The 24,868-nt window shown below is 63.2% G+C and carries 20 protein-coding genes and 7 pseudogenes; 9 read left to right on the plus strand and 18 right to left on the minus strand.

Features of this window, described 5'->3' with window-relative positions; all coding sequences use genetic code 11:
• Window positions 1-293 precede the first annotated feature (293 nt).
• Window positions 294-531: pseudogene (locus AC0L2F_RS32190) on the plus strand (MFS transporter); the annotation flags it as partial.
• 4 nt (window positions 532-535) lie between these two features.
• Here the strand turns inward: AC0L2F_RS32190 and AC0L2F_RS32195 are convergent.
• From AC0L2F_RS32195 to AC0L2F_RS32235, 9 genes and pseudogenes are all read right to left on the minus strand, one after another.
• Window positions 536-802 (minus strand): annotated as a pseudogene (locus AC0L2F_RS32195) (type 2 isopentenyl-diphosphate Delta-isomerase); the annotation flags it as partial.
• The gene (locus tag AC0L2F_RS32200; RefSeq protein WP_473251144.1) at window positions 789-1,691 is read right to left on the minus strand and encodes a terpene synthase family protein; all 903 of its coding nucleotides are present in this window, start codon (window positions 1,689-1,691) and stop codon (window positions 789-791) included. The gene AC0L2F_RS32200 and the pseudogene AC0L2F_RS32195, both read right to left, overlap by 14 nt.
• Window positions 1,688-3,238, minus strand: coding sequence for a hypothetical protein (locus AC0L2F_RS32205; protein ID WP_473251145.1), 1,551 nt, complete (start codon window positions 3,236-3,238; stop codon window positions 1,688-1,690). Before AC0L2F_RS32205 ends, AC0L2F_RS32200 begins: the two co-directional genes overlap by 4 nt.
• 299 nt (window positions 3,239-3,537) lie before the next feature.
• Window positions 3,538-4,536 carry a polyprenyl synthetase family protein gene (locus tag AC0L2F_RS32210; RefSeq protein ID WP_473251165.1) on the minus strand — a complete coding sequence of 333 codons (999 nt, stop codon included), beginning with the start codon at window positions 4,534-4,536 and terminating at the stop codon, window positions 3,538-3,540.
• A gap of 99 nt (window positions 4,537-4,635) precedes the next feature.
• Complete coding sequence (locus tag AC0L2F_RS32215) at window positions 4,636-5,979, minus strand: cytochrome P450 (protein WP_473251146.1); 1,344 nt, start codon at window positions 5,977-5,979, stop codon at window positions 4,636-4,638.
• The gene (locus tag AC0L2F_RS32220) at window positions 5,979-6,824 is read right to left on the minus strand and encodes an SDR family oxidoreductase (RefSeq protein ID WP_035995472.1); all 846 of its coding nucleotides are present in this window, start codon (window positions 6,822-6,824) and stop codon (window positions 5,979-5,981) included. The genes AC0L2F_RS32215 and AC0L2F_RS32220 overlap by 1 nt, the downstream gene beginning before the upstream one ends.
• Window positions 6,811-7,118, minus strand: a pseudogene (locus AC0L2F_RS32225) (ferredoxin). The gene AC0L2F_RS32220 and the pseudogene AC0L2F_RS32225 overlap by 14 nt, the downstream one beginning before the upstream one ends.
• Window position 7,119: 1 nt before the next feature.
• Window positions 7,120-8,409 (minus strand): cytochrome P450, encoded by a 1,290-nt coding sequence (locus AC0L2F_RS32230; RefSeq protein ID WP_473251147.1) that lies wholly within the window; start codon window positions 8,407-8,409, stop codon window positions 7,120-7,122.
• Window positions 8,410-8,503: 94 nt separating this feature from the next.
• Window positions 8,504-9,706, minus strand: coding sequence for a cytochrome P450 (locus AC0L2F_RS32235; RefSeq protein WP_473251148.1), 1,203 nt, complete (start codon window positions 9,704-9,706; stop codon window positions 8,504-8,506).
• A gap of 288 nt (window positions 9,707-9,994) precedes the next feature.
• Between AC0L2F_RS32235 and AC0L2F_RS32240 the strand changes: the two genes are divergently transcribed.
• Complete coding sequence (locus AC0L2F_RS32240) at window positions 9,995-10,135, plus strand: hypothetical protein (protein ID WP_231189001.1); 141 nt, start codon at window positions 9,995-9,997, stop codon at window positions 10,133-10,135.
• A gap of 250 nt (window positions 10,136-10,385) precedes the next feature.
• Here the strand turns inward: AC0L2F_RS32240 and AC0L2F_RS32245 are convergent, their stop codons facing one another.
• On the minus strand, window positions 10,386-11,585 hold the full coding sequence (locus tag AC0L2F_RS32245; RefSeq protein WP_473251149.1) for a cytochrome P450: 1,200 nt from the start codon (window positions 11,583-11,585) through the stop codon (window positions 10,386-10,388).
• Window positions 11,586-11,732: 147 nt separating this feature from the next.
• Here AC0L2F_RS32245 and AC0L2F_RS32250 point away from each other — a divergent pair, with 147 nt between their 5' ends.
• Complete coding sequence (locus AC0L2F_RS32250; protein WP_007600176.1) at window positions 11,733-12,461, plus strand: TetR/AcrR family transcriptional regulator; 729 nt, start codon at window positions 11,733-11,735, stop codon at window positions 12,459-12,461.
• A gap of 810 nt (window positions 12,462-13,271) precedes the next feature.
• Here the strand turns inward: AC0L2F_RS32250 and AC0L2F_RS32255 are convergent.
• Entirely contained in the window at window positions 13,272-13,574 is a 303-nt protein-coding gene (locus AC0L2F_RS32255; RefSeq protein WP_473251150.1) for an aminotransferase class I/II-fold pyridoxal phosphate-dependent enzyme, read from the minus strand.
• Window positions 13,575-13,630: 56 nt separating this feature from the next.
• Window positions 13,631-13,873, minus strand: a complete 243-nt coding sequence (locus AC0L2F_RS32260) for a GntR family transcriptional regulator (RefSeq protein WP_473251166.1) — start codon at window positions 13,871-13,873, stop codon at window positions 13,631-13,633.
• A 482-nt stretch (window positions 13,874-14,355) separates the two neighbouring features.
• Between AC0L2F_RS32260 and AC0L2F_RS32265 the strand changes: the two genes are divergently transcribed.
• The 3 genes from AC0L2F_RS32265 to AC0L2F_RS32275 all read left to right on the plus strand — a co-directional run bounded on the left by AC0L2F_RS32265 (window position 14,356) and on the right by AC0L2F_RS32275 (window position 15,320).
• Window positions 14,356-14,535, plus strand: a complete 180-nt coding sequence (locus tag AC0L2F_RS32265; protein ID WP_438744287.1) for a hypothetical protein — start codon at window positions 14,356-14,358, stop codon at window positions 14,533-14,535.
• Between the two features lie 139 nt (window positions 14,536-14,674).
• Window positions 14,675-14,875: a hypothetical protein gene (locus tag AC0L2F_RS32270; RefSeq protein ID WP_317245100.1), complete on the plus strand. Its 201-nt coding sequence runs from the start codon at window positions 14,675-14,677 to the stop codon at window positions 14,873-14,875.
• A 16-nt stretch (window positions 14,876-14,891) separates the two neighbouring features.
• Window positions 14,892-15,320: a hypothetical protein gene (locus tag AC0L2F_RS32275; RefSeq protein WP_007600175.1), complete on the plus strand. Its 429-nt coding sequence runs from the start codon at window positions 14,892-14,894 to the stop codon at window positions 15,318-15,320.
• A gap of 226 nt (window positions 15,321-15,546) precedes the next feature.
• On the opposite strand, the pseudogene AC0L2F_RS32280 reads toward AC0L2F_RS32275, so the two are convergent.
• From AC0L2F_RS32280 to AC0L2F_RS32295, 4 genes and pseudogenes are all read right to left on the minus strand, one after another.
• A pseudogene (locus tag AC0L2F_RS32280) lies at window positions 15,547-15,939 on the minus strand (TRAP transporter substrate-binding protein); the annotation flags it as partial.
• Between the two features lie 151 nt (window positions 15,940-16,090).
• Window positions 16,091-17,136 (minus strand): annotated as a pseudogene (locus AC0L2F_RS32285) (transketolase family protein).
• A pseudogene (locus tag AC0L2F_RS32290) lies at window positions 17,133-17,970 on the minus strand (transketolase). Before AC0L2F_RS32290 ends, AC0L2F_RS32285 begins: the two co-directional pseudogenes overlap by 4 nt.
• Window positions 17,971-17,994: 24 nt before the next feature.
• Window positions 17,995-18,744 carry an SDR family NAD(P)-dependent oxidoreductase gene (locus AC0L2F_RS32295; protein ID WP_473251151.1) on the minus strand — a complete coding sequence of 250 codons (750 nt, stop codon included), beginning with the start codon at window positions 18,742-18,744 and terminating at the stop codon, window positions 17,995-17,997.
• A gap of 110 nt (window positions 18,745-18,854) precedes the next feature.
• Between AC0L2F_RS32295 and AC0L2F_RS32300 the strand changes: the two are divergent.
• Both AC0L2F_RS32300 and pdxR read left to right on the plus strand, forming a co-directional pair.
• Window positions 18,855-19,745, plus strand: a pseudogene (locus tag AC0L2F_RS32300) (LysR substrate-binding domain-containing protein).
• 809 nt (window positions 19,746-20,554) lie between these two features.
• On the plus strand, window positions 20,555-22,087 hold the full coding sequence (gene pdxR / locus AC0L2F_RS32305; RefSeq protein WP_473251152.1) for a MocR-like pyridoxine biosynthesis transcription factor PdxR: 1,533 nt from the start codon (window positions 20,555-20,557) through the stop codon (window positions 22,085-22,087).
• Window positions 22,088-22,368: 281 nt separating this feature from the next.
• Here the strand turns inward: pdxR and AC0L2F_RS32310 are convergent, their stop codons facing one another.
• Together AC0L2F_RS32310 and AC0L2F_RS32315 are read right to left on the minus strand one after the other, a co-directional pair.
• Window positions 22,369-23,013, minus strand: coding sequence for an FMN-binding negative transcriptional regulator (locus AC0L2F_RS32310; protein ID WP_473251153.1), 645 nt, complete (start codon window positions 23,011-23,013; stop codon window positions 22,369-22,371).
• Window positions 23,014-23,075: 62 nt separating this feature from the next.
• Window positions 23,076-23,294, minus strand: coding sequence for a rubredoxin (locus AC0L2F_RS32315; RefSeq protein ID WP_007600162.1), 219 nt, complete (start codon window positions 23,292-23,294; stop codon window positions 23,076-23,078).
• A 493-nt stretch (window positions 23,295-23,787) separates the two neighbouring features.
• Here AC0L2F_RS32315 and AC0L2F_RS32320 point away from each other — a divergent pair, with 493 nt between their 5' ends.
• Complete coding sequence (locus AC0L2F_RS32320) at window positions 23,788-24,675, plus strand: LysE family translocator (RefSeq protein WP_473251154.1); 888 nt, start codon at window positions 23,788-23,790, stop codon at window positions 24,673-24,675.
• Window positions 24,676-24,868: the final 193 nt, after the last annotated feature.

The following is a 24,868-nucleotide window of genomic DNA, read 5'->3' on the forward strand; positions in this document are numbered from 1 at the left end:
CCCGAGCCTACCGGCTCAAGGTGGGCAACGCCGACCTCTTCAGAAATTCAACAGAACCCGGGACATCCCCTCGCGCGCCGGCGCGGTCTGGTTCATTGGCAGCTGCGGTCTATCTGAGCCCACTGCTTGTCGTTGAGCCAGAACAGTCCTTTGCGCATCGAAGCCCCCATGCCGAATCAACTTGGCAAGAGCGAATCAGAAGCAGTTAATTAGGTACAGACCCTAACAGAAGACAAGCGGCAGACGTTCGAAGAAGGCGGTCCGCATCAAGGGAGAGCGTCAAACTCGAATCCGTGAACGCAGGCACTCGTCTTGATCGACTGCTGGTCGGGCCATTCCATGGCCGCCTCATGCTGCTGATCGGCATCGGAATGTTTTTCATCTACATTGCCGGTACCGTGCTGAGCGTGATGCCGAAGACCAGGTTTGGACCCTCGCCCAGAATGCGGTGTTCATCTCCGCGACCTTCGTAGGCATGATCTGGGATCGTTGCGTACCGGGTTTCTCGGTGATCGCTATGGACGCCGCTTCGCGCCATGATCTTGCCCACCAGCCAGGCGCAGCGCTCGATCTGCGTCAGGTCCAAGTCGCATGCGCAGTGTTCGAAACCTATATACTTCCAGCCGTCGGCGATCGGGGCCGGTGCCGTTCGCCGATCCAGCACGACGTCCAGATAGTCGTCCTTGCACGGGCTCATGGCGGTGTCGCTCATGCTCGCTCCATCGGGCGACGGCGTTGCGTCCGATCTGACCGAGGGGAGCGGGCGCTCGCCTCCGCCTCCCGCGCGTTCAGCCCGGCGCACGCTGGCCTGCCCCCGCGGCGTCGCTGCGATAGCGGCTGGTCGAGGTCTGATAGTACTGCGCGCAGATGTCGGCCATGGCCTCGATCAACGCTCCCCACGGCGCGGGAAAGCATTCTTCCGCCATCAGGCGGTGCAGCATGCGCGTATGGCCGGCCAGCTCGTCCTTGAGGAACTCCATCACAGGCATAGCCGGATAGCGCTGCAGCAGCAGGATCGCCGCGTTGTCGGCCTCGCCCGCCGTCCTGTCCTTGTCGCGTCCATGCAGATCGTTCTGCAGACGCCCTATCGCGGAGATGAGCCGCAGGACCTGGCGAAATGCCGGACGCTCGCGCAAGGTCGCCATGTCCAACCCCCACAGCAATGACAGGCAACAGAACACATTCGCGTAGGCGATCGAATCGACGCCATTGTGCAGGTACTCGGCGTAGGACCAGCGTTCCGCCCCTGCCGCCTGCGCGGGTCCGTCGCGCAGCGCTGCGCAGTAGCGCCGGGTATCGTCGAGAAGCTGAGCATAGTCGCGATGATCGTAGGCGAGTGCGGCCAGAGAGGTGCGCAGCACAGCGCAGCCCTCGAATCCGGGGAGCGCGCACGGCACGCCCTGCCCCAGCGCCTGCTCCACAGCGGCGAGCTGCTCCGGCGCGATCAGGCCAACGTCGTTGCAATCGTCGAGCCAGAACAGCAGCGCCAGTTCGCGATAGAACGCCACGATCAGCGTTTCGTCGTGCGGATCGCGGCCGGTGCGGGCGCTGGCGTCGCGCAGGCTCGGATGGATGCGCTGCAGGATGTACTGGCCGCCCCTGACTGCTTCCACGGCATGCTCATCGGCGAACCCGGTCAGGGAATGCCCCCACTCCAGCACCTGCTGCAGCGCGCGTTGGGTCTGGATCATGGCGCCGCTCCTGCTCCCTTGGCCAGGGCGCGCCGCCCCCAATGAAGTGCCAGCCACAACCCGGCGAGTTCAGCCACGCGCACGACCCGCGTGGGGCAATATAGTTCTTTGCCGATCCACAGCGGCGTCTGCGGCAATGGATGCGCCGCATGGCGGGCGAGCATCCACTCCAGCGCACGCGCCACCGCCTGCGCGATGCGCCGGCGCCCTGTCGGCTCTTCGTTCCCGTCCATCACGTGCAACGCGAACAGCGCATAGGCGGTTTCCTCGAATGTGGACGCGCGACCGGCGCCCCAGCCGCCGTCGTCGCGCTGCGCCTGCAGTAGCCCCGCCAGCGCGCGCTCGTCGCGCCACTGGGAGTTGCCTTGCGCCAGCGCAGCGATGGCATGCGCGGTGGGATACAGCCATGAAACGTGCCATTTTTCGTTGTCCCATACACCGTCCGGGTTGCGATTGGCTTCGACATAGGCGCTGGCGGCGGCGGTAGGCTTTCCAAACAGTCGCAACGCATGCAGGGCATGGACGTTGGTCGACATCGAGGCATTGCGCTCGCCGGGGAAGGTGACAAACAGCTCGCCGCTTTCGAATTGGCGCAACGCATCGACCGCCGGGTCGCGGCCTGCAAGGCGCAGGACACACAACGCAATGGCGGTGTCATCCGCATCGGCCGCGAAGTGCAAGGCCGGGCCGAGACCGCGCACGCTAAGGCGGGCATCGAGCTGCGCGACGATCACGCGCATCACCTCAGTGAGCGCGGGATGCGCGAACAACCCGGCCAGATGCAGGGTGTACAGCGACCAGCATGGTTCGAACACGTTGATCGGCCAGACGTTGGGAACGACACCTTCGATGCCGCTGCGCGTCGCCTTCGATGCCGCCTTCAGATACGCGTCCGCGCGCCCGACCTGCGGCGTGCTCCCCTGTGTCAGGACGTGCGCACGCCACGCGGCGGTGGCCGCCGGACTGATGCCGATGCTGCCGTCATCGTCCGGGCATGCGGTGGTCGGCGAGGTCCCCCAGGCTTCCCAGGAGTGCAGCAACGGATGGCCGCTCGGCAACGTCGCCACCGCCGCCAGCTTGACCAGGCACGCTTGCCGCAACGGCAACAGCGCCGGGTGGCGCGGAAACGCCACGCCGCCCAGCAAGGATGCGGCCTCGCCGCAAAATTGCGGCAAGATCAGCTCCGCGCCGATCGGCGCGTCTTCCGGCACCGCATGCGCGTAGGGATCGGGCTGGCGTTCGAGGAACCGGGTTGCAGCCTGGACCGCGTCGGCAGCGCCGGGAAGAGGATCGGCACGTTGCAATGCCAGCAACGCCGCCCACGTGGGCGCATGACGGAACAGCGGGAAGTCCGCGCTTCCCCATCCGCCATCGGCCTGTTGCTGCGAGATGAGCCACGCGTAGGCGTCCTGCCGACCGGTGACGTTGCCGTGGAATTGCAGAGCTCGCGCCGTGTCGTAGACGGACGGACCGACGCTGCCGCCGTCGCTCATCTCGCTCAGCAGGTGGCGCAATTCGGAAAGGATCTGTTCGGACTGCGCGTTCACGCGGGATGTTCCTTCTGCAGACGGTTGACCAGAACCAGGATCGGGCAGACGCCGCACACGTCGCCGCAGGCCCGTCGCGGCCCGGCCGATGGGCAGCGCCGGACGGCCGCACTGCTCTGGCGGGGCGACGCGCCACCGACGCTGGCGCCGGTCCGCCGCATAGGCTTGGCCGCAGCGCGCCGCGGCCGTGCAGGGCAACCGCTGCGATCGGCGCCGCGGACTCGGACACGGTGCAGCATGCACCGCTACCGCCGGCCGATCGCAGCGGCACAGGGGCGACTTCATGCGCACGGGCGCGCTCATGCGCATGGCGCGTGCTTGAACAGGTGCGCGTTGGCCCGCTGCAGCATCTGCCCCAACCGTTCCGCACGCGGCCCCAGCGGGACGATGGCCTCTCCGGCGTCGCGTAGTAGATCGAGCGCGAACTGGCGCGCAGCCTGCAACCCCATGATCGACGCGCAGGTCGGCTTCTGCGCCGCCGCGTCCTTGCCGGCGGTCTTGCCGAGCGTCGCGGTATCCGCTGTCGCATCGAGAATGTCATCGACCACCTGCAACGCCAGGCCGAAACAGGCGCTGTAGCGATCGAGCGCACAGTACAGCGCAGCGTGCGCGGCATCCTCCGCGATGGCGCATAGCGCGCCCATGCGAACGGACGCGCGCACTAGCGCTCCGCTCTTCATCCGGTGCATCGCGACGATCCTGTCCAGCTCGACGTGCTTTCCGACCAGCGACAGATCGATGGCCTGCCCGCCTGCGGCACCCTCGGCGGACACCGCCCGCGCCAGTTCGCGCACGAGCGCGATAGGATTGTCGCCCGGCGCATCCAGGCTCGCCAGGGTCAGGAAGGCGTGCGCCTGCAGCGCGTCGCCGACCAGGATCGCGGTGGCTTCGCCGAACTTGACATGCACGGTCGGAAGGCCGCGGCGAAGCACGTCGTTGTCCATCGCGGGCAGGTCGTCGTGGACCAGGGTACAGGCGTGCATCATCTCGATCGCGGCGCCGACGTCGTCGAGCATGTGCGCCGGCGTGTCGGCCAGTGTGCCGGCAGCCAGACAGAGCAAGGCGCGGGTGCGCTTCCCGCCATGCAAGGTGGCGTAGCGCATTGCCGCGATCAGCTCGGTCTCACCCTTGTCTTCGACGCAGAGACGACGCGCGAGCGCTTGTTCGACCCCTTTTGCGCCATCCTGCATCCAGATCTCAGGCATCAGCCTGCCGGAAGCGCCGCGCGCCTGCGCGCCCAATCCGCCGAGCGCGGAAACGCCAGTTCGGTCGTCGTGTAGCGTGGAACCGGTCTGCATGCTGTTCATGTCCTTGTACCTGACAGGAGACGGCCAGAGCGGGCCGCCGCGGTGTTGCCGGCGTCGCTGCCTCGCCACACAGGCGCAAGCGATGCCAGCTCATGAGAATCCGATGCGGATTTTCATGGACGGATGCGCGGTCGGGTAATAACGCCGGCCTTTTTCGGCGCTGCTCAACAACCGCGGCCGCACCCCGGCCTTGTGCATGGTCAGCGCCAAAGCGATGCAGAACTGCACCAGTTCGAGCCACACCAAGTGGTAGCCGATGCAGACGTGTGGGCCGGTACCGAACTGCAGCATGTCCACCGGCCGGATCGGCTCCGTGCGTTGCAGCCACCGCGCCAGGCGGAACTGATCAGGCGCCTCGTGCAGCAGCGCCGAGGTCGAGAAATGCAGCAGCGGTATGCACAGATGGGTGCCCGCGGGAATGCGCCGTTGGCCGAGTTGCAATTCCTGCAGCGCCCGCCGCGGCAGGAGCGTGGTCGTCGGATGCACGCGCAGCGTCTCGCGGAACAGGGCCTCGGCGACCGGACACTGCGCCAGGTCCGCGTGCCGGGTCGGCACCGCGCCCACGCGTTGCGCCTCCTCGACCAGGACGTCCCACAGCACAGGCTGCCGCGCCAGCTCGATCACCATCCAGGCCATCGTCGAGGCGGTGGTGTCGTGACCGGCAAGCAGCAGCAAGCGGATATTGGCGACCAGGACGTCATCGGAGAGCGCCTCGTCGCTGCGATCGAAGGCGCTCACCATGTCGTTGATCAACCCGGTGCGCGCGGCATGTGCGCGCGCGTCGCGGACGAACTGGCGCAACTGCGCGTCGATCCAGTCGCGGGCGGCGCGGCCGCGCCGCAAGGGCAGCCCGGGCAGGTCGACCGGGGGCGCGACGATCAACTGCAACAGTTGCCGGTACTTGCGATGCCATCCTGGCAAGTCCTGCGCGGGGATACCCATGAGGCTGAAGATGAGCTTGAGCATCAGGTCGCCGGTTTCGCGCAGGATGGTTACGTCGCCGCGGTCACGCCACGCCTGCACCCGCGCCCAGATGACGGGCGCGAACAGGTTGCCGATGCCGGCCTGAGTCAGCCCTTTGGGCAGGAACGCCGCCTTGATCGCATCGCGCGCCTGCCGGTGCGCGCCGCCGTCCTGGGCGACCAACGTTCCGCCAAGTAATTCGGGCGCGATCTCTTCGATCAGCACCGAGGACACGTCCTTGTGCCGGAGCAGCGCGAACGCGTCCGGATCCACGCAGGTCATCAGGTGTCCGGCAGGGCCGAAATCCAGCCAGAAGTGGCTGCCCAGCATCCGTTCCGCGCGCCGCAGCAGGCGCGGCAGGTCGCAGACGATGGCGGGAAGATGCCCGACCAGGGGGAAAGCGCCGGGCACGATCGGGATGTCGTACCGCAGCCGGTGCCGACGCGCCAGCGGGTTGAGCAGCATGTCCATCAGCAGCGCGGCGCCGCAGCCGCTTCGGCGGTGTTGCCGGCAGGCCGCGCGGCGCGGCTGTTGCCACCGTCGGCGTACGTCGGCACATGCGCCAGCATGCCGCCGTCAATGCACACGACCTGGCCGGTGATGAACGCAGCATCCTCGGAAAGCAGGAACGCCACCAGCGCGGCCACGTCCTCGGGACGGCCGACGCGCGGCAGGAGCTGGTGCCGGCGCAGATGCCGTTGCATGCCCTCGTCCAGCTTGGCGAGGAGACGCTCGGTCATGATGAGACCCGGCGCAACCGCGTTGCAGCGGATCTGCGCATGACCGTACTGGGTGGCGAGCGAGGCCGACAGCATGTTCATCGCCGCCTTCGACGCGGCGTAGGACGTCTGCGCGGTGTCACCGCTGAGCCCCTGGCATGACGACATGTTGACAATGGCGCCGCCGCCGCGGGCGATCATCCGTGGGATGGCCTGCCGGCAGCAGAGCAGGCTACCGCGCAGATTGGTCGCCATGGTCTGATCCCAGACCGCCAGGTCCAGGTCGAGGATCGCTCGGTCGCGCGGGGTCAGATGCATGGCGCTCGCGTTGTTCACCAGCAGGTCGACCCCACCGAAGTGCCGCTCCGCCGTCTCGAACAGCGCTGCCACCGCCCGCGCATCGGCGATGTCCATCGCCAGCGCCAGCGCGTGGCCCGCTTCGGCCGCGATCTGCGCGGTGCAGGCGATGGCCGCCGAGCCATCAATGTCGGCCACCACCACTCTGCCGCCCTCGCGCGCGATGGCTAGGGCGCATGCCTTGCCGATGCCGGCGCCGGCGCCGGTCACCACGGCCACCTTGCCTTCAAACCGTCCGATCGTGTCCTCGTGGATTGCGTTGGTCTTTCGCGGCCTGCCGCTCGGCCTCGCCGGAGAAGGCGCGGGGTCGGCGCTGGCGCGCTCGTCATCGCCAGCGTCGCTTTCGATGACCCGAATGGCGGCGACCGGGCACTGGCTGGCCGCGAGCCGCACGGCGGCGTGCAGCACCTGCGGGACCGTCGCCACGCACACTTCGGCCACGCCGTCCGGTTCGCGCTGGCGAAAGGTGCCCGGCAGCGTCAGCACGCACTGCCCGGTGGTTCCGCACAGATCCTGGTCGACCACGACGCGCATCTCAGCCACCGTGCTCATGCAGCCGCACCGGCAGCGCGCGGAATGTCCTAAGGAACGCGGAGGGCTCCCGGGTGGGCTGCTCGGCCAATGCCAGCGTGGGGAAGCGCGCCTGGATCCGCGGCAGGCTCTCGGCCAACTGCACCCGGGCCAGTTGCGCACCGAGGCAGAAGTGGATGCCGTGGCCGAAGCTCAGCATGATCTTCCCGTCGGTCGACATGCCAGGACTGGTGCCGTAGAACCGCGCGGGATCGAAGCGGTCGGGGTCGGCGAAGGCGTCCGGGTCGCGATTGCCGGCCGCGATCAGCACCCGCACGTCCGCGTTCTTCGGGATCACCACGCCGCCTAGTTCGATGTCGCGCTGGGCGATACGCGGAATGGAGCTGAACATGGCGGGCGCGTCGCAGCGCAGGACTTCTTCGACGAATGCCTTCACCCCCGCGGCGTCTCCCTGCAGCCAGTGCCGCTGTTCGGGATACGCCAGCATCGCCAGGACCGCATGGTCGATGGTCGCGGCAGTGGTGGCGAAGCCGCCCAGCAGCATGCCCCACAGCATGCTGATCAACTCCGCATCCGACAGCGTGTCGGCATCGTGCTCGTGTGCGCCGACCAGCATCGACACGATGTCGTGGCGGGGATCGGTGCGCTTGCGCTCTATAAGGTCGCCGAAGTAGGTCTGCACGCTGGCGCTGGCCGCGTCCGCCGTGGCGACCTGGGGATCGCTGGCGTGCGGGCTTAGGCCTTCCAGAATGGCGCCGATGCCGGCGGCGAGCCCGAACATGTCGTGTTGGGGCATGCCGAACAGTTCGGCGAAGATTAGCATGGGCAAGGCCAGCGCGAATTCCCGATGCAGGTCCACCGCCTCCCCGCGCTCCAGCGCGGGCGCCATGCCGTCCAGGCGCGCTGCGACGATGCGCGCGATGCTCGGCCGCAGGTCGTCGATCTGGCGCATGGTGAAATCGCGCGAGATCAGCCGGCGCAGACGCGTATGCGTCGGTGGGTCCTTCATCGCCAGCGTGGACGCCAGCAGATTGAGCGACAGGCTGGTCGCCGCGCGCGGGGAATAGCGCGCCAGTTCGCCGGGCGCCGGTCCCCGAAACGCATCCCCCGTGGCCTTGAGCGCCCAGTAGATGTCGGCGTGGCGGCTCAACAGAAAGAGGCCCGACGCCGCGCGATGCACCGGATCGTGCTCGCGCAACCATCGCAGGAACGGATACGGGTCATCGATGCACGCTGGCGAAGCCAGTTGGGCGAAGGCATCCCGGCATGCTGCTGTGGTTTCTTGCACGTCCATCTTGCTTAACTGTTGGCTGGCTGATCTGAACGGCGCGCGCCAGGCGCGCCGGCAAATTGCGGAGAAGATCGCGATTCCCGGGGGCGTCCGCGCATCACCAGAGCACCGGCAACTCTTCGAACCCGCCAGTGATGATCTCCTTGCGCAACTTCAGTTCTTCGGGCGCCACGGCCAGGCGCAGCGCGGGAAAGCGCTGGAAGATCGAACCGAACACCACTTTGAGTTCCAGCCTGGCCAGCGCCATGCCGAGGCAGTAGTGCGGACCGTAGGAGAACGCTAGGTGCGGATTTTCGTCGCGCCCGATATCGAAGATTTCCGGATCGTCGAAATGGCGCGGATCGAACGAGGTCGCCGGCAGTCCGACCAGCACCTTGCTCTCCGCGGGAATATGCACGCCCGCGATGGTCACGTCGGTCCTCGGATAGCGCATGATGCCGTCCCAGCCCACGCCCACCGGGTACATGCGCAGGATTTCCTCCACCGCCGTGTCCACCAGGGATGGATCGCCGACCAGGCGTTCGCGCTGTTGCGGATGGCGGAACATGGCCAGCAGGCCGAATTCGATCTGCGCGACGGTGCTCTCGTGCCCCGCCACCAGCATGCCCGCGGCCAGGCCGATCGCCTCTGCCTCGGTCGCCTTGCCCTGGTCGACCGCCGCGAGCAAATCCGTCAGCAGGTTGTCGCCCGGATCCTGGCGCTTGTCCCGCATCTTTCCGCGAATGTAGGCGCGCAGTTCTTCCCAGGCCAGGCGCGACGCGCTGCGCGGGCCGCTTTCATGCTGGTGCGTCATTACCTCGTCGGAGAGCCCGGCGAAAAACGCGTGATCCTCGTAGAGCACGCCCATCAGCGCGCTGATGACCATGGCCGGAAGCGGAAAGGAGAGGTGGCGCCGCAGGTCGGCGGGCCGGGGCTGGGCCGCCAGCGTCTCGAACAACTGCGCGGCGATCGCCTCGACCTGCTGCGCGAGCAGCTTCACCCTGCGGTCGTTGAAGGCTGGCGCCACGATCGTGCGCAACCGGGCATGCTCGCCCCCCTCGTGCGAGACCAGCCACCCCGGCGAACCGAGAATTACCGAATCCGGGGTGAATGCCGCCGGCGGCATTCCCGCGGGCCGGAACGCCGCGTCGGACAGCACCGCCTTGGCCTCGTCGTAGCCTGTCACCCACCAGCCTTCGTGCCCGGACGGGAAGCGCACGCGGTGGATCGGACCGTTGGCGCGTAGCGCCAACATCTTGGGCGAAGGCTCGATGTGATCGACGCGCCACATCGGCAGCGTCGGCAAGGGTTGTTCGGACATGGTGACACTTCAGTCTCTACGCGATGGAAGGGCGGAAGGTGACCGGCAGACGGTGCGGGCTTCACGTGCGCTTGCGTTCGCTTCTGTTCGTCGATGATGATGATCGGCGGGGACGGCGGCCGGAACCTAGGGCCTCAAAGTGGCTTTAGCCAACTACCGAATCTTGTAGTAGCGTCCTAAACTAAACGCTTGGTGGCGCAAAAAATATGCGGAAAACTCTGCCGCCACGCGCTGCAATACGGAAACCTATTTCCGATGCGTATCCGCCTATGTTGGTTGGCTACATGCGTGTCGTCGGACTCCGACGGCGAGAGCACGGACTTGCAGCGCGATGCGCTGCTCGCCGCCGGCATTGATCTGGTGACCTGCCTGGGGTTCGCCACGATGACGATGGCGTATTTCGCAAGGCTGATAGAGGGCCCGCGTTGATTCTCGATGCAAACGTTATCAAGGCGATCGTTGATTCCTTCGGGCCCTTGGGAGCTCCTTTTCAAGAACAAGATCCCTTCTCGGCTCAACGAACTTCCATGCGAAAGGCGTGCTGAACTATAGCAACTACGTCGAAGAAGCAGCGGCGCTTGCACGACAACACCTTTCGGGCAATAAGCTCGCAAAGGAAGCAGGTCCGCCAGCCGTCCTGGCGGGCAATGACAGCCGCCGCAAAGAGCCCGGGCTGGCGCTATTTCGTCGTAACGCGTACCGGCAGTGAGCTGAGGGCCCGCAATCCACTGCTGTCGCGGTATACCGGCTCGCCCGTTATCTCGATTGATGCGACGCTCGCCGCCAAGGCGGCCAGAACGGCTTCGCCTTCGAGCCGCGCGACCATTTGCCCCACGCAGCCATGGATCCCGGTGCCGAAGCCGATATGGCCCGAGACGCGCCGGGTGATGTCGAACTGGTCGGGCTGCTCCCACCGCGTTTCGTCGCGATTTGCAGAACCAATCAGCAGCAATACTTTCTCGTGCTTACCGATCGGCACCCCTGCGATCTCGGTTTCATGCGGTGTGGTCCGAAAGACGTAAGGTGCGGCGGAATCATAGCGCAGGCTCTCATCGAACGCGCCGCGCGCCAGCGAAGGATTGGCGGCCAGAATGGCCCACTGCTCCGGATGACGGACTAAACTAAAGAGGGCCATGCCTGTTGCACTGATAGTCGTATCCAGTCCCGCCGAAAGAAAGGACCGGACGAGCAGAGGCGCTTCGTCATGGGTAATTTCGCCGCTATCGGCCGCCTCGTAGACCTGCGCGCCAAAACTGCCGGGAGCCAAGGCGTCCCGTTGGCATTTCGCGGCAACCCAAGGCAAAACCTCAGGTGCCTTGGCCATCAGAGTTCGAAAATAATCGTTCTCCGGCCCCATGCCGGCAAACACCATTGCGCCGTAGGTCAGGAAATTTTCGCGGCCCTCATTGTCGATGCCCAGGGCTTCCGGGAACACGGTCACCGGAAATATTTCGGCAAGATCGCGGACTGCGTCGAACGATCGCTTTTCGATCAGTTCATCGATCAGCGCGGCGGCCTTGGCCTTGAAGCTGTTCTCAAGGCCCCGCATCGCACCCGGCGACATGATCCGCGCCAGCACCTTTCGGGTGCGTGTATGTAGCGGTGGGTCAGCTTCGAGGACGATGCTCGGCGGCCGCCACGGCTTCTCCTTGAAATAATTGATGATGCCAGCACCACCGGCATTGCTGAAGTTCACATGGTCAGCAAAGACCGCCTTGATCTCGGCAAAGCGCGGCACGGCGAAGACGCCGTATTTCTCGAGCCGGACGACGGGTGCCTTCGCACGAAGCTCGGAATAGGCCGGATAGGGGTCGATGCGAGTGTCCCAGTCGAACGGATCGAAATCGCTGCAGGCATACTCGCGTGCCGAAGTTGCCACTGTTTGCCTCCGTTTGGTCGCTTCTACTTAATTGACTATAGTCATTTATTGCAGAAGATGGCAAGCTAGGAATGGAGTGGCGTTTTTTGCTCGTGATAACAGCCATGTAGCTGCGGGACAGACCAGGACAGACCGGGCGGAGATTGGATGTCGGCCGAGAGATCAGGAAACTCCAAGGGGATGCGACGCTTTCAGAAGCGCGCACGCCAAGAAGCTGACAAGCGCGCGTTGCAGGCTCGAATCCTGGAAACAGCGCGAAAGGAGTTCGCGAGCGGCACACTCGAAACCGTTTCGATCCAGAAGATCGCCGATGCGCTCGGTTACTCGAAGGGTACGGTTCTCAAATACTTTCCGACCAAGATCCTGCTGCTGCTGGCAGTGAAGGAGAGGAATCTCGAGGAAATGGCGGATCGGCTCGACCAAGTCCGCGCGCTTCATTCCAGCGGTGAGGTCCGGCTGCGGCGTGTCATGGAGGCCTATATCGAGTATTGGGTGAACAACCCCGATCATTTTCGATCGCTCTATTCGATGGCCGGCACAGTCGAGGACAGGCGTTTTCCCGACGGGGTTTATTTCGGTGAAACTGAGATCGCACGAAAGGGCTACGGGCTATTTGTGACCTCGATGGCGGAGTATCTTTCCGAATTAGGGGTGGAGGCGACGCCAAGGCTGACGGAGCGCCTCGCGACCGCCCTGCTATCGGCGGCGCATGGGGTGATCTCGCTGCCACTGGGAACACCAACGATGAAATGGCCGGATACTCGTGGCAACGGACGATTGGTCCTCGACAGTCTCATCGACGCTTGGTCGGCGAAGATTAAAGCCGCTCGGCAGACCGAGACCTGGCCGAGAATTTCCATCGGTGATCTTCTTTAGTTCGGCAGCACCGGCTTGATGGCAGCCGATCTATCGTCGCAGCCAAGAAAAGGGGCTGTCGTGCGAAGGGATTCGCCACGCGTACCGAAACGAAGACGGACACCTACGCGTGAGAAGCGACGTTTACTGGCCGGCGAGCCATAATGTCCCGAAGTATCTGAAATATATCGGACAGTTCTTTAGGATCGCTGGGGGCGCCAAAACAGATGCGAATGGCGCCAGGATCCCCCTTTCCCACCGCTGAGGCGATGCGGGGGGACAAGTATGCCTCGTCCTGGCGCAGCGGCCCGTAAACCGATCTGCGGACCACTCTTGCGGCAACTGCAACTATCCGTAGAAGGCTGAGAACTGAAGTTTGCGGCATTGGGAAAAGTCTAGGAGCACCCCGTAACGTTCGTGCGCCTGACGCCGCCGCTCACGCAGAAGTTCTTCCAGCTTTCCGCTCTCAATCAACCGCACCACAGTCTCGCCTAACACCTGAGCAGCAAACCAGGCACAGGCGTGCAGGAGGAGCTGAGTTTGAGCGATGTAGGCCGGCGGGACTGTCACTGTCCCGAGCCTGAAGGCTGGCGCAAGGTATTTGGAGTAGGACGTGATTTAGAAGGAGAGGGCCGGCACCAATGAGGCGATCGGCACAGGACGCTCGGGGAAGAAAAAGCGGTAAACGTCATCCTCTATGATGGCGAGATCGAGCTCCTCGGCGAATTCACCGATGCGCCCCCGCGGTCAAGACTCAGCGTGCGAGCCGTGGGGCTCTGCAACGTCGGCAGGCAATAGAGCACTCGCGCTCGGGACGCCCGGCAGGCTTTTTCAGCGCCTCAGGGTCGATTCGGTCCTCATCCATGTCCACGGGCACCAAATTAAGGTGGCTGGCGCGGCGATGGCTTTGAAGCAGGGATAAGTGAAAGCACCCACCAAGACACTGTCGCCGGGTTTTGCCACGAAGCGCAGGGCGACATCGATCGCGTGCTGGGCGTCGTTGCACAGAATCAGCTGTGCCGGCGCGACCGTAAAGGCGTTGTCAGAGAGCGAGGCTGCGATGATTTCACGTTCCTGGGAAAGGCCAGCGTGAGGATGGTAGCCCAACAACAGTGCAAGATCAGGTTCGCGCACCACCTCGCCAAACAACGCGGACAGGACCTGCGTTTCGCTTCCGTGGCCGGGCACGCTCAGCGATAAATTGACCGGTTCATGTCATGCCGTGGCCACCTCGGCCTGCGCGGCGAATGACGCCGGACGAAGGTGCCCTGCCCGACATGTCCGCTGATACCGCGTTGTTCGGCCTTCTGATAGGCTTTGCTGACGGTGCCGACGGACAGGCCGAGCTCTCGTGCCAGTTCAAGGTGCGGCGGAAGGCAGTCGCCATCGGACAGCCGACCGTCAGCGATGTCCCGCTCCAGAGCACTGACCAGGGCGAGCTAGCGCGCCCCCTCGGACGCGAGTTTCCGCGGCCGGCGCGTATCTGCAGAAAGCCTGGCGCGGCAAACGGCCAGTACGTCATCACGCCGGAGATGAGCCCCGGCTTCGTGGAGGCACTCCCTGTCAGCAAATCCCACGGCATCGGTCCGGCGACTTGCGCCAAGATGAATGCTATCGGGCGGTACACTGCCTCGACCTCCGCAATCAGTCGCTCGACTCTGCAAGCCAATTTCGGCAAGGCCGGCGCGTAATACTACCGGATATCGAGGGGCATCGATCACCGCGAGGTCCGCGCGAACCGGATCCGGAAGTCGGTTGGTGCGGAGAATACGTCCTCAACCGATCTTTAGCGCTTTCGACGCAATGGCCACCGAGTTGGGCCCGCTGATCGAGAAGGTCTGGCGGCACTGGGAGGACAAGGACCGCGCGGGCCCGGAAAGTCACGCTGAAGGCTCAAGTCAACGATTTTGGCATCATCACGCGCAGCAGGTCCATGCCGATCGCGAAGTCGAACCACAGCGAGCTCGAACACTTCTCGATCGCGCTGCTTCAAAACGAGATGCCTGCTCCAAAGCCGGTTCGGCTTCTCGGAGTATCGTTGTCCTCGCCCCACGGTGAGGGGCAGGTGAGCCGCAACTCGGCCTGGCCGATTTGAGAGGCGCAGTTTCGAGCAGGATTTCAGGAGGGGCGCAGGCGCAGGTCGTGTGCAGTGCGGCAGAGTTCATTAGTTCACATTCGTGAATCCCAAAATGGAAAGACTTGCGGTAGGATCGGGCTTTCCAAGGGGCGCACCCATGTTTGAACAAGCTACAACCGCTCTATTGCGAGCGGTACTTGACGAGGTCTGCGAAAAGCTAGCCCGCGACGAGACGGGCGCTCGCACCCATGTGGCCTGCAAGATCCTCGAAACCGCAAAGACCGGCGAAACGACACCGGACGAGCTGCGGCAGATTGGCCGGAAAGCCCTGACACAAGCGCCGAGGATGTGGCGTTGATCAGGCGAGGTGCGCAGTGAATTTCCAGGTCACGGTCTTGAAGATCCTGGTGAGTTATCCGGATGGATTCGCCGTGATGGCGGACCTCAAGCGCGACATGGCCATCCTGGCGACCAGCGGCCCGGAATGGGCCGAGCGCACCAAGCGGATGGCAACGCGCGTACCCGAGCTCGACATTTTTTCGGACGGCCTCGTCGAGCGTCAAAACGGCGGCTGGAGGATTACTGTGAAGGGACGAGCCGTGCTCGAATCCATGGAGGCGCGCCGGACCGAACACGAGCCGGTCGAGAAGGTGCCAGTCGAAACGGCCGGGCCACCAGTGCCATCCTTGCCGCTGCCGGCAGAGCGAGCGAAGCGCCGACGCGAACGGCGCCAGCGTCGCCGCGAAGCCCGCGAACGCATGCATCTTAAGTGGGCAGGGCGCGGCGGCAGCCCAACTCATTGACCAAAAAGTAGATAGCTCCTGTCGATGCCGCGCCGACCCCGCGTCTCATGGGTCCAGCCGACAGCTCGGCGATAGCTGCCGATCGCCGCGGTCCGCTTGAGTGTCTTGACGACGACGGGCTGGTTCTCATCCGCGAAAGGGGAGACCCAAAGCGCATCCTCGGGACAATAAAGCTCGCAAAGGGAAGCATGTCGTCGTGACGGGCAATGACCGGAATTCCTTAGGTGCCGAGTTTGCCGTCCATCGCCTTCCACACGCTGTCGTAATCGGCGAATGCGAAGACGGTGCATGCCCGCGCTCGGCACCAGGGTGGCAAGGATCGAGGACGGTTGGTTGAAGAACTCACGCCGCTGCGTACCTGGTCAGGAGTTCGGTGTCGGAGCCGAGCTGATTGGCCGGAAACAGCCTGATCGCCAGCCCGCGCTCGTCGCTTCGCGGATCGGTCGATCGCCTCTTGGGCCCGGATATTCACGGGGTGGGTCGGATCCTGCCCGGTCGCAAACTTGTAAACGAACTCGGCTGCGGAAGCCGGACGAGTAAGAATCCCGCAGAGAGGTACGGCCGTGGCTGCCATCAATAGCGTACGGCGGCTCATCCTTCCGGGCTTCGAGACAATCATGTTTCCTCCTGATCCTGCATTGACGTTGGTGCCGACAGCATCAGCCTGCGCTGGCGTGCAGCTTTCGCGTCTCTTGGTTCCCCGCTCTCGACCGCCGGCATGTAGGCAAGAGTCATCGCTCGCCGCCGCAACATGCGACGGGTGTAGCTCCTCACAAGGACTTGGCTGGATTGGCGCTTAGCGCCGGTGCAAGCCACTGCTTGATCTGCCTTGCGACCTCTGCGGTAGAAATCCCGTAGCGGTCGTGCAGTGTCGGAAGTGCGCCAGCGTCAAGAAATTCGTCCGGCAATGCGATCTGGCGGAAACGCGGATGAACGCCTGAACGCATTAGAACCGCGGCAATTGCCTCGCCAAGGCCGCCAATCGACGTGTGGTTCTCGGCAACGACGACAAGACGGCCCGATTTGCCGGCTTCACGCAAGATCGTCTCAGTGTCGAGCGGCTTGATGGTTGGAACATGCAGCACCGCAGTGTCGATGCTGTCGCCCTTCAAGGTTTGCGCCGCCTCGAGCGCACGCATGGTCATGATGCCGGATGAGATGACCAGGGCGTCCTTCCCGTCACGAATCAGCTTGGCCCTGCCGAGCTCGAATTTGTAATCATATTCGTCCAGCACGAGCGGCACCTGGCCGCGCAGCAGGCGGGGTAGACAGGCCCATGATGGGCCGCGATGGCGGGCACCAGCTGCTCGATTTCGTGAGCATCGCAGGGATCGATGACCGTCATATTCGGCATCGCGCGAAACAGGGCGACATCTTCTGCGGCCTGATGGCTCGGGCCATAGCCCGAGGTCAGCCCCGGCAGCGCGCAGACGATCTTCACGTTGCGGTCTTCCTCCGCGATCGTCTGGTGTATGAAGTCGTAAGCCCGTCGCGATGCGAACACGGCGTAAGTGGTCGCGAACGGCATGAAGCCTTCGGCGGCAAGGCCCGACGCAGCGCCGAACAGAAGCTGCTCGGCCATGCCCATCTGATAATAACGGTCCGGAAATTCCTTCGCGAAGATGTGCAGATCGGTGTATTTGCCCAGATCGGCCGTCATGCCGACAACCTCAGGGCGGCTGCGGGCGAGCTCGACGAGCGCATGTCCAAAGGGCGCCGGTTTCGTCTTCTGTCTTTCAGAAGCGATCGATGCGATCATGGCGGAGGTGGTCAGGCGCGGCTTGCGCGGCTGCGGTGCTGATCTGATGGTCCTCATGCCTGCCTCCCAGCTTCCAGCGCGGCAAGCGCGAGCTGCCATTCGTGCTGCTCGACGCGGATGAAATGATTCTTCTCGCGCTGCTCCAGGAAAGGTCAGAGTGTCGGCGACGATCATCCTCGGCTTGGGCTCGGGATGGGACTTGGCGGCGTCGAACGCGGTAAGTACGGCATCGAGATCGTTGCCGTCGATCCGCTGCACGAACCAGCCGAAGGCCTGAAGCTTGTCGACCAGCGGCTCGAAGGCCATAACCTGCGTGGAAGGACCATCCGCCTGCTGATTGTTGACGTCGACGATGCCGATCAGATTGTCGAGCTTGTAGTGGCCTGCCGACTGGATCGCTTCCCAGACGGAGCCTTCGTCGAGTTCGCCATCGGAAAACAACGTGTATACCTGTGCCTCGGATCTCTTGCGCTTGAGTCCTAGGCTCATGCCGACGGCAATGCTCAGCCCAAGTCCGAGCGATCCGCCCGACATTTCCATTCCGGGCGTGTAGGAGGCCATGCCCGACATCGGCAGGCGGCTCTCGTCGCTGCCATAGGTTTCGAGTTCTTCCTCCGGGACAATTCCCGCCTCGATCAAAGCTGCGTAGAGTGCGATGGCATAATGTCCGTTGGAGAGCAGAAAGCGGTCCCGGCCCTCCCATGACGGGTCTTCAGGCCGGTAACGCATGGCGTGGAAATAGGCCACGGCGAGAACATCGGAGATGTCGAGCGCCTGCGCGATATAACCCTGCCCCTGGACTTCGCCCATGCGCAGCGCATTGCGGCGGATGTTGTAGGCGCGGTCCGCTAGCTTGGGCGCGTTGATAAGCGCATTGGTGGGCGTTTCCATCGATCTGGACCTTATCTCGCTGGCTCAGTGGATAAGCATGCCGCCGTTGACGTCGATCACGGCACCCGTGACGTAGGCAGATAGGTCCGAGGCCAGGAAGGTGTAGATACCGGCGACATCTTCTGCCGTGCCGAGGCGATTGAGCGGAATGCCTTCCAGAATTTTCGCTCTCATTTCATCATTCAGCTTGCCTGCCGTAATATCCGTGCCGATCAGGCCGGGCGTAACGCAGTTGACGCGAATCCCGTCAGGGCCGAACTCCCGCGCCATCGCCTTGGCGAGGCCAAGGACCCCTGCTTTCGCAGCCGAGTAGTGTGGCCCGCCAAAAATTCCACCACCGCGCTGGGCCGAGACGGACGACATGCACGCGATCGACCCGGACTTCCGTGCGCGCATATGCGGGATCACCGCCTGGGACAGAAACAGGATACCCTTCAGATTGACGTCCTGAATTCGATCCCAATCGGCCGGCGAAATGTCCAGGAACTTGACGGGCTGGGTGATCCCGGCATTGTTGATCAGGATATCGATGCCTGCGAAGGTTTCGATCACACGGGTGACTGCCTGTTCGCAGAGCGATTTGTCGGCGACGTTGCACGCCAGTCCAATGTGGGACTTTCCAAGCGATGCCGCAGCTTCCGCCGCGGCGCCCGCGTCGATATCCAGAATGGCCACCCGAGCGCCCTCGGCGGCGAACCGCCGGGCGGTTGCGAGCCCGATGCCCCGCGGCGAGGCCGCGCCCGAAATGATTGCCGTCTTACCGCTGAGCAGCATCAATTCCTCCCGCAAATTGTTCTTCCTTGCTGGATTTAGGAATGACCTGCGGAGGCCGGCCCTACAAACGCGCAGTTGTCACGGATCGATGAATCTGGTTCACTTATCGAATGCTCTCGAAGATCCCGATATCCTCAATTCGTGCCTTTGAAGCCGCAGCCCGGACCGGATCGTTTCGCGATGCGGCGAATGAGCTTCACCTGACGCCGAGCGCCGTCAGTCACGCGATTCGCAAGCTGGAGGCCACGCACCGTTCTGTTCGAGCGCAGCGCGCGATCTGTGCGGCTCACGCCAGCCGGCGAAAATCTGATGCGTCACACCGGGGCGGCGTTCGATCAGCTCCGCCGCGGGCTTGAAGAAGTCGCCGCCCGCGGCCCACAACTGGTGCGGGTCCATTCCGCCCCAAGTTTTGCTGCGCAATGGCTGGCGCCACGGCTTGCGCAGTTTCTCGCTGCTTACCCGAAGCTCGAGGTTCGACTGGCCGCAAGCACGGATTATGCGCGCTTCAGCAACGATGATTTCGATATCGACATCGTCTACGGTCCGCCGCGCGCGGAAGGCGTCGAGATTGTTCCACTACCAGAGGAGACGGTCACGCCGCTCTGCTCTCCCTCGCTCGCAAAATCGATAAGGAAGGCCGCTGATCTCCTCGATCAGACGCTCATCCGCTCAGACGTGAAGCAGGTGCAGTGGCATCAATGGTTCGCTGCCAACGGATTGGAAGCCCCGCGCTCCACGGCATGAGGTTCGATCGGAGCTTTCTTGCAATTGCGACCGCTGCGGAGGGATTGGGAGTGGCGTTGGAATCAACCCTCCTGGCCCAGCTTGAACTGGCCAATGGGCGATTGGTTGCCCCATTGGCGGGACGTGCGACCGATATCAGTTACGTCGGTCACGGTCTCATCTATCCGCGCGCCAGCCGACAAAGATCGGCCGTACGAGCGTTTGCAGACTGGCTGCTGGCTCAGCTCGACGGTGAAGACGCCCGCTCCTCGGAATGAACTGCAGGTCTGGCTGGAGCTTGGTTCAGGGCAAACCTCTGCTTGGCGCCGAACAGCAACCCTCGCCGCGGGGGCGTCCGCGCCTGCGGAGAACCTCAGATCATGCATTCTTCATTGGTCTGGTAGGGAGCTATCGCTGATGCTCGCCGATCCATCTGTACAAGGCGATCATCGATGTAGCGCCTGAGCGCCGCAGCCGCCTTCAACATATAGACACGCATTGAGATCACTTCCCGCACGTCACGGCTCGCGCGCGCCCGCAAACCCTTGCAAGAGGCGCTCGCCGCCAGCAGGCGCGAGGCCGATCGAAAGCCAGCGGATTCTGATCGCAGGAGGCGACGGCGAGCGCATCTTCTCCGCAAGCGATGCAACAGTGAAGCTCACTTTGCAGCTCGCGCGCCTCATCGAGCGGTCGGGACCCCGGAGGCCCTGGCAGAGCTGAGGGCCAGCAGGGTGCTTGGACCTCGATCCGGGACATGCGCTCGCCGAATTGATGCAGGCTTTCCTTCCGGACGTCCGCTGCTACGCGGCCGATGGATTTCACACTCTCGACGGGCTTCGAAACTGGATAGCCTCTCAGCAACGAAGATGCTCAGCCCGTCGATTCAACGAGGCGATCTTCCACGGCCTCGGGCCGAGCTACCTACGTCGTGGGGAAATGGTCGTTGACCCGCAAGGCCATCGCTGCTCGGCGGGTTGGATGTCGAAACCGAGCGGTAGAGCGGTATGTGACGATTTCTTTCAATGACTCACAGAGTTGGTCTATTCTGGACTTCAAAGTACGAGCGGACAGGTAGACCAGAACGGCAATGGCAAGGCTCCGAAACATCATCGCAATTCCCTCGCTGGGCTCTCTCGACAAGGCCGCAGGCCGGGTCGGACAACAACTTACACAGGCACTTCGCGAGGCGATATCAAACGGGATGTTGAAGCCGGGCGAACGGCTGCCGTCCACCCGCGCCCTCGCGGCATCGCTCCAACTCGCGAGGGGTACGGTCATCGAGGCGTTCGGTCAGCTACATGCGGAAGGCTACCTCGAGGCGCGCGCCAGAGGCGGCACGATCGTCGCCAACGTCAACGGCGGTCGCGAACTCGTCAGCCCACCGCAGGCATTCATTGCGCCGCCGCGGATCGGCCCTGTGTTGCGGGAGAACGTCGCCCGTCTTGCGGAGGTCGCGCAAGCTCTTCGGCCGCAAGGGACGGCGCCATTTGCAATCGCTCATCCGGCAGGCGCGGTCGCCCCGGATGACAAGTGGCGCCGTCTCGGTAATCGCGTCCGAGCGCTGCGCGTGGCTGCCCCGTCGGGATACATCGACCCGAAAGGATTGCCTGATTTGCGGCTCGCGATTACTGACTACGTTCGTAAAGCCCGTGGAGTGAAATGCGAGGCCGGCCAGGTCGTGATCACGGCGGGTACGCAGCAGGGTCTTTTTCTGGCTGCAACCGTTCTTCTTGCGGACGGAGACGCAGTATGGGCGGAAGACCCCGCCTATCCCGGTATTGTCGCGGTTCTCGGAAACTTCAACGTCCAGACCTCTCGCATTCCCGTCGACGCGCAGGGCATCGACGTCCACGAAGGTCTCGTCCGATGCCCGAAGGCTCGGGTCGCGTTCGTTACGCCATCGCATCAATATCCGCTCGGCATGCCGATGAGCATGGGGAGACGCACGGCTCTGCTGTCCTGGGCCCGTCAAAACAATGCCTGGATTGTCGAGGACGATTACGACAGCGAACTTCGCTACGCGGGACATCCATTTCCGTCCCTGCAGGGACTCAATCCTACACGTGTCGTCTATCTCGGGACGATGAGCAAAGTGCTGTTTTCATCCATGCGGATCGGATACGCCATCGTTCCCCTTCCGCTGGTGGATGCGTTCGCGGGCGCCCGTGCTCTTATTGACCGCCATTCTCCGACAGCCGATCAATATGTGCTCGCGCAATATATGCGCGAGGGCTATTTCGAAGCTCACATACGGCGCATCCGGGGCGCTTACGCAGAACGGCGCGTGGCCCTGATCTCCGCCATTGAGACGGAGCTGCCGTCCTGGACAGCGCTCCAACCCAGCGACCAAGGTATGCACCTGGTGCTTTGGCTTCCTGCCGGCCTCGACGACGTCAAGCTTGCCGAGCAAGCACACAAGGCCGGGCTGGTTGTGCGACCGATCTCGCCCATGTACCAAAATGCGCCTGCTCGGTTCGGTCTAATGCTCGGCTTCGGCGGCTTTTCCGTCGCGGAATTGCAGGCGGCCGCAGTCCGCCTGAAAGGTGTCCTTGAGGCATCGGTCCGCGCGAACAGAAAGGCCAAACTGTCCAAGCGCCCACGGATGGAAACTGCCAGATAATATCTGGATGGCCGCGCTCAAGTCTCTTTCGCGGCAATCGGCGCTCGCCGCGAACTTGAACATTGGGTTAGGTGCTCCGCAGCGCGCCGGGAAGAACGCGCACTGATCTCCAGTTTTTGAGTCCAACTACAGCTTTCGCCAGCGGCAGACGATCGTAGGGCGAATGAGATTATCCATGCTTGCGCAGGGCCGCCGATGGGTTTGGCCCTGTCATACCCGAGGATCACAAGTAGGTCGTTGCGCCACGATTTCTCCGAGCATGTCGCTCCGTCGGATATGAGTCAGGCCTGCTCCGCTTTGGCCACAGCGGCGGCCAGCATTGCATCGCCGATCACATCCTTGCCCTGGGCCTTGAGCGCGTTCCCTGCACCGAGAATGTCCCGGACCTCTTTATTCTGACTAAGCTTCGACTTGCCAACGAGTCGTGTGATCTCGATCTCGATTCCGACGATCATCTTGAGCATCATATCGATGTAGTCCTTGGGGCTGTCAGTCATCTTCCAAGGATCGGCCTGCTTCGCCTCATGGATGCGCGTCAGCCGCGCGACCATGCCACGAACGTAACGCTCATCGTCGCGGATTGTCACGCGTCCGTACACATGAGCCACCATATAGTTCCAGGACGGGACCTGCTTCTTGAACTCGACCTTGCTCGGATACCAGTTCGGCGCGATGTAGGCATCCCCGGCGCGGAATACGATCAGCACCTCGTTTCCCGTCGCGATATCCTGCCAAATGGGATTTGCGCGAGCCACATGTGAATGAAGCACGCCCTGCTGCCCTTCCTTCGCGTGCAACTCGAAAGGCAGGTGATTTGCGTAGAGCCCGCTCTTCCCGTTAGTAAAGAGGATGCCGAGAGGATTTTTGTTGATGAGATCGTGAAGCGCCTCAGGGCGCGACTCGGCGAAATGTGGGGGGACGTACATGCTAGCTCCCTGGCAATTGATGAATGCCGCGCACGCTGCTCGCAGCATCAACGGGATTTCGTTCAGACCTCAGTCATCTGGAATTCACTCTTGTCTGCGCCGCAATCGGGGCAGATCCACTCGTCGGGGACGTCTTCCCAGCGAGTGCCCGGCGGAATGCCCTCGTCCGGCCATCCCTCCCGCTCGCTGTAAACAACCCCGCAGAGCGCGCACATCCAGGTCTTGTAAACCGGTGCGCCGATCGCTGTGTCAGAGTGCAGGTGAGCGCTTTCATTGCTCATCTCGGTCGCCTATGCTGTGGAGCATTCATGACACCGATGTAGGCTAGAACTGGTTCCTTCCATAGAGCCAGTCTGCGGCATTCTTGCTGTACCAGATTGACGTCCTCTGGTTCTGGTCAAGGCCGTCAACCCGGCAGTAGGAATATCTCTCAGAGAAGACGTGCATTCCTTCTTCGAGCAGCCGAAACTGGTCATCCGACTGTTGGACAACCATGACCGCGAAGCCTTGGGTCGCTCAGTCACGCGCCGCCGCTTTCGTCGGCGCAAAGGCCTGCGAGGCGTCGGCTGTGCATTCCGTCTTCCGACAAGAGCGCAAATGAGCCAGAACCGTCCAGCGGCCGGCCGGCGGCGTTACAAATGGCTTTGTAGCGAGCCAAACGGCCGCTGCAGTCCTGAGCTTTCTGCAATTGCACTCGGGCGTGAAACGGGTCTAGCCATCATGCAAGAAGATTGGCGCCGCTAACGCCAGTTGAAACGATAATCGGGTTAAGCGATGTTCAACTCGCATACGTTCTTTTTGTTCCTGGTGGTGGCATTGTTTGTGGTGGTCACGCCCGGCCAGGGTCTCTTCTATATTGTGGCCCGCACGCTTGCTGGCGGCAGAAGTGAAGGGCTCGCATCGAGCGTTGGCCTGGGTACCGGAGGGCTTGTCCACGTTTTCGGCGGCACCGTCGGTCTGTCTGCCCGTGTTGTCGCAAGCGCAGAAGCGTTCACCTTCCTAAAGATCGCCAGAGGCCTATATCTCATCTGGCTCGGGATTAAGGCGTGGCGCGAGACAAGCGTCGATCCGATAGAATTGCAGACGACAGATGCGCATTCTGCTTTTCGCCAGGGCATCGTCATAGAGGCGCTCAACCCAAGACAGCCGCATGCTTTCTCGTGTTCATCCCGCAACTCGTCGACCCATCTGGGAGTGTCAGCATGCAGTTCATCGTCCTGGGCTCATTTCGCTCGCACTCAACACGAGCGTAGACCTGATTGTGACCTATTGGGGACAGAAGACGAGGGATGGCTTTGCAAAAAAGGCCCTCATTCTTCGTTCAGGCGCGACAGGCATCAGGCGCCATCATCTGCGGGCTGGGGCCAACGCTACTCTTCGCACGGCGCACGAGTTCACGCTGCCGAATTTCCGCGCTCGAATAGCGCGCAGAGTCTCCATTCGGCTACGAAGGACGCCTTGCCATCGGAGGTCCTTGCTTCACCGTGCAACGGGATCACGACCAGCGTCGATGCTGGTTCGACTTCGGCCGCGCTTTGGCCGTCCGGGCCGGCAGAACATGAAGGCACGCATCAACCGGCTGGGAGCAAGGCCCGCCACTGCAATCCAACGCGCTTGCCTCTGCTGCCTTTTGCTCTCGTGCTGCTGGATCTGGGTACGTGATGAGGACCGAGTTCGTGTCCACGGCCTAGAAATCGTCATCCTTCCTCGTGCTCAAAACGAGGAGTGCAGCCGGGAACGGGTGAGCGATGGCCGCAACGCCCTCCTGCCGGATCTTCAAACATCAGCATCACCCGCCCGAGCCTGAGCACCGTCGGGGTCGTCATCGAGAGCGGCCTCCCATTTCTTGCGGATT

The sequence above is a fragment of the Bradyrhizobium sp. Ken64 genome, from assembly GCF_055807555.1.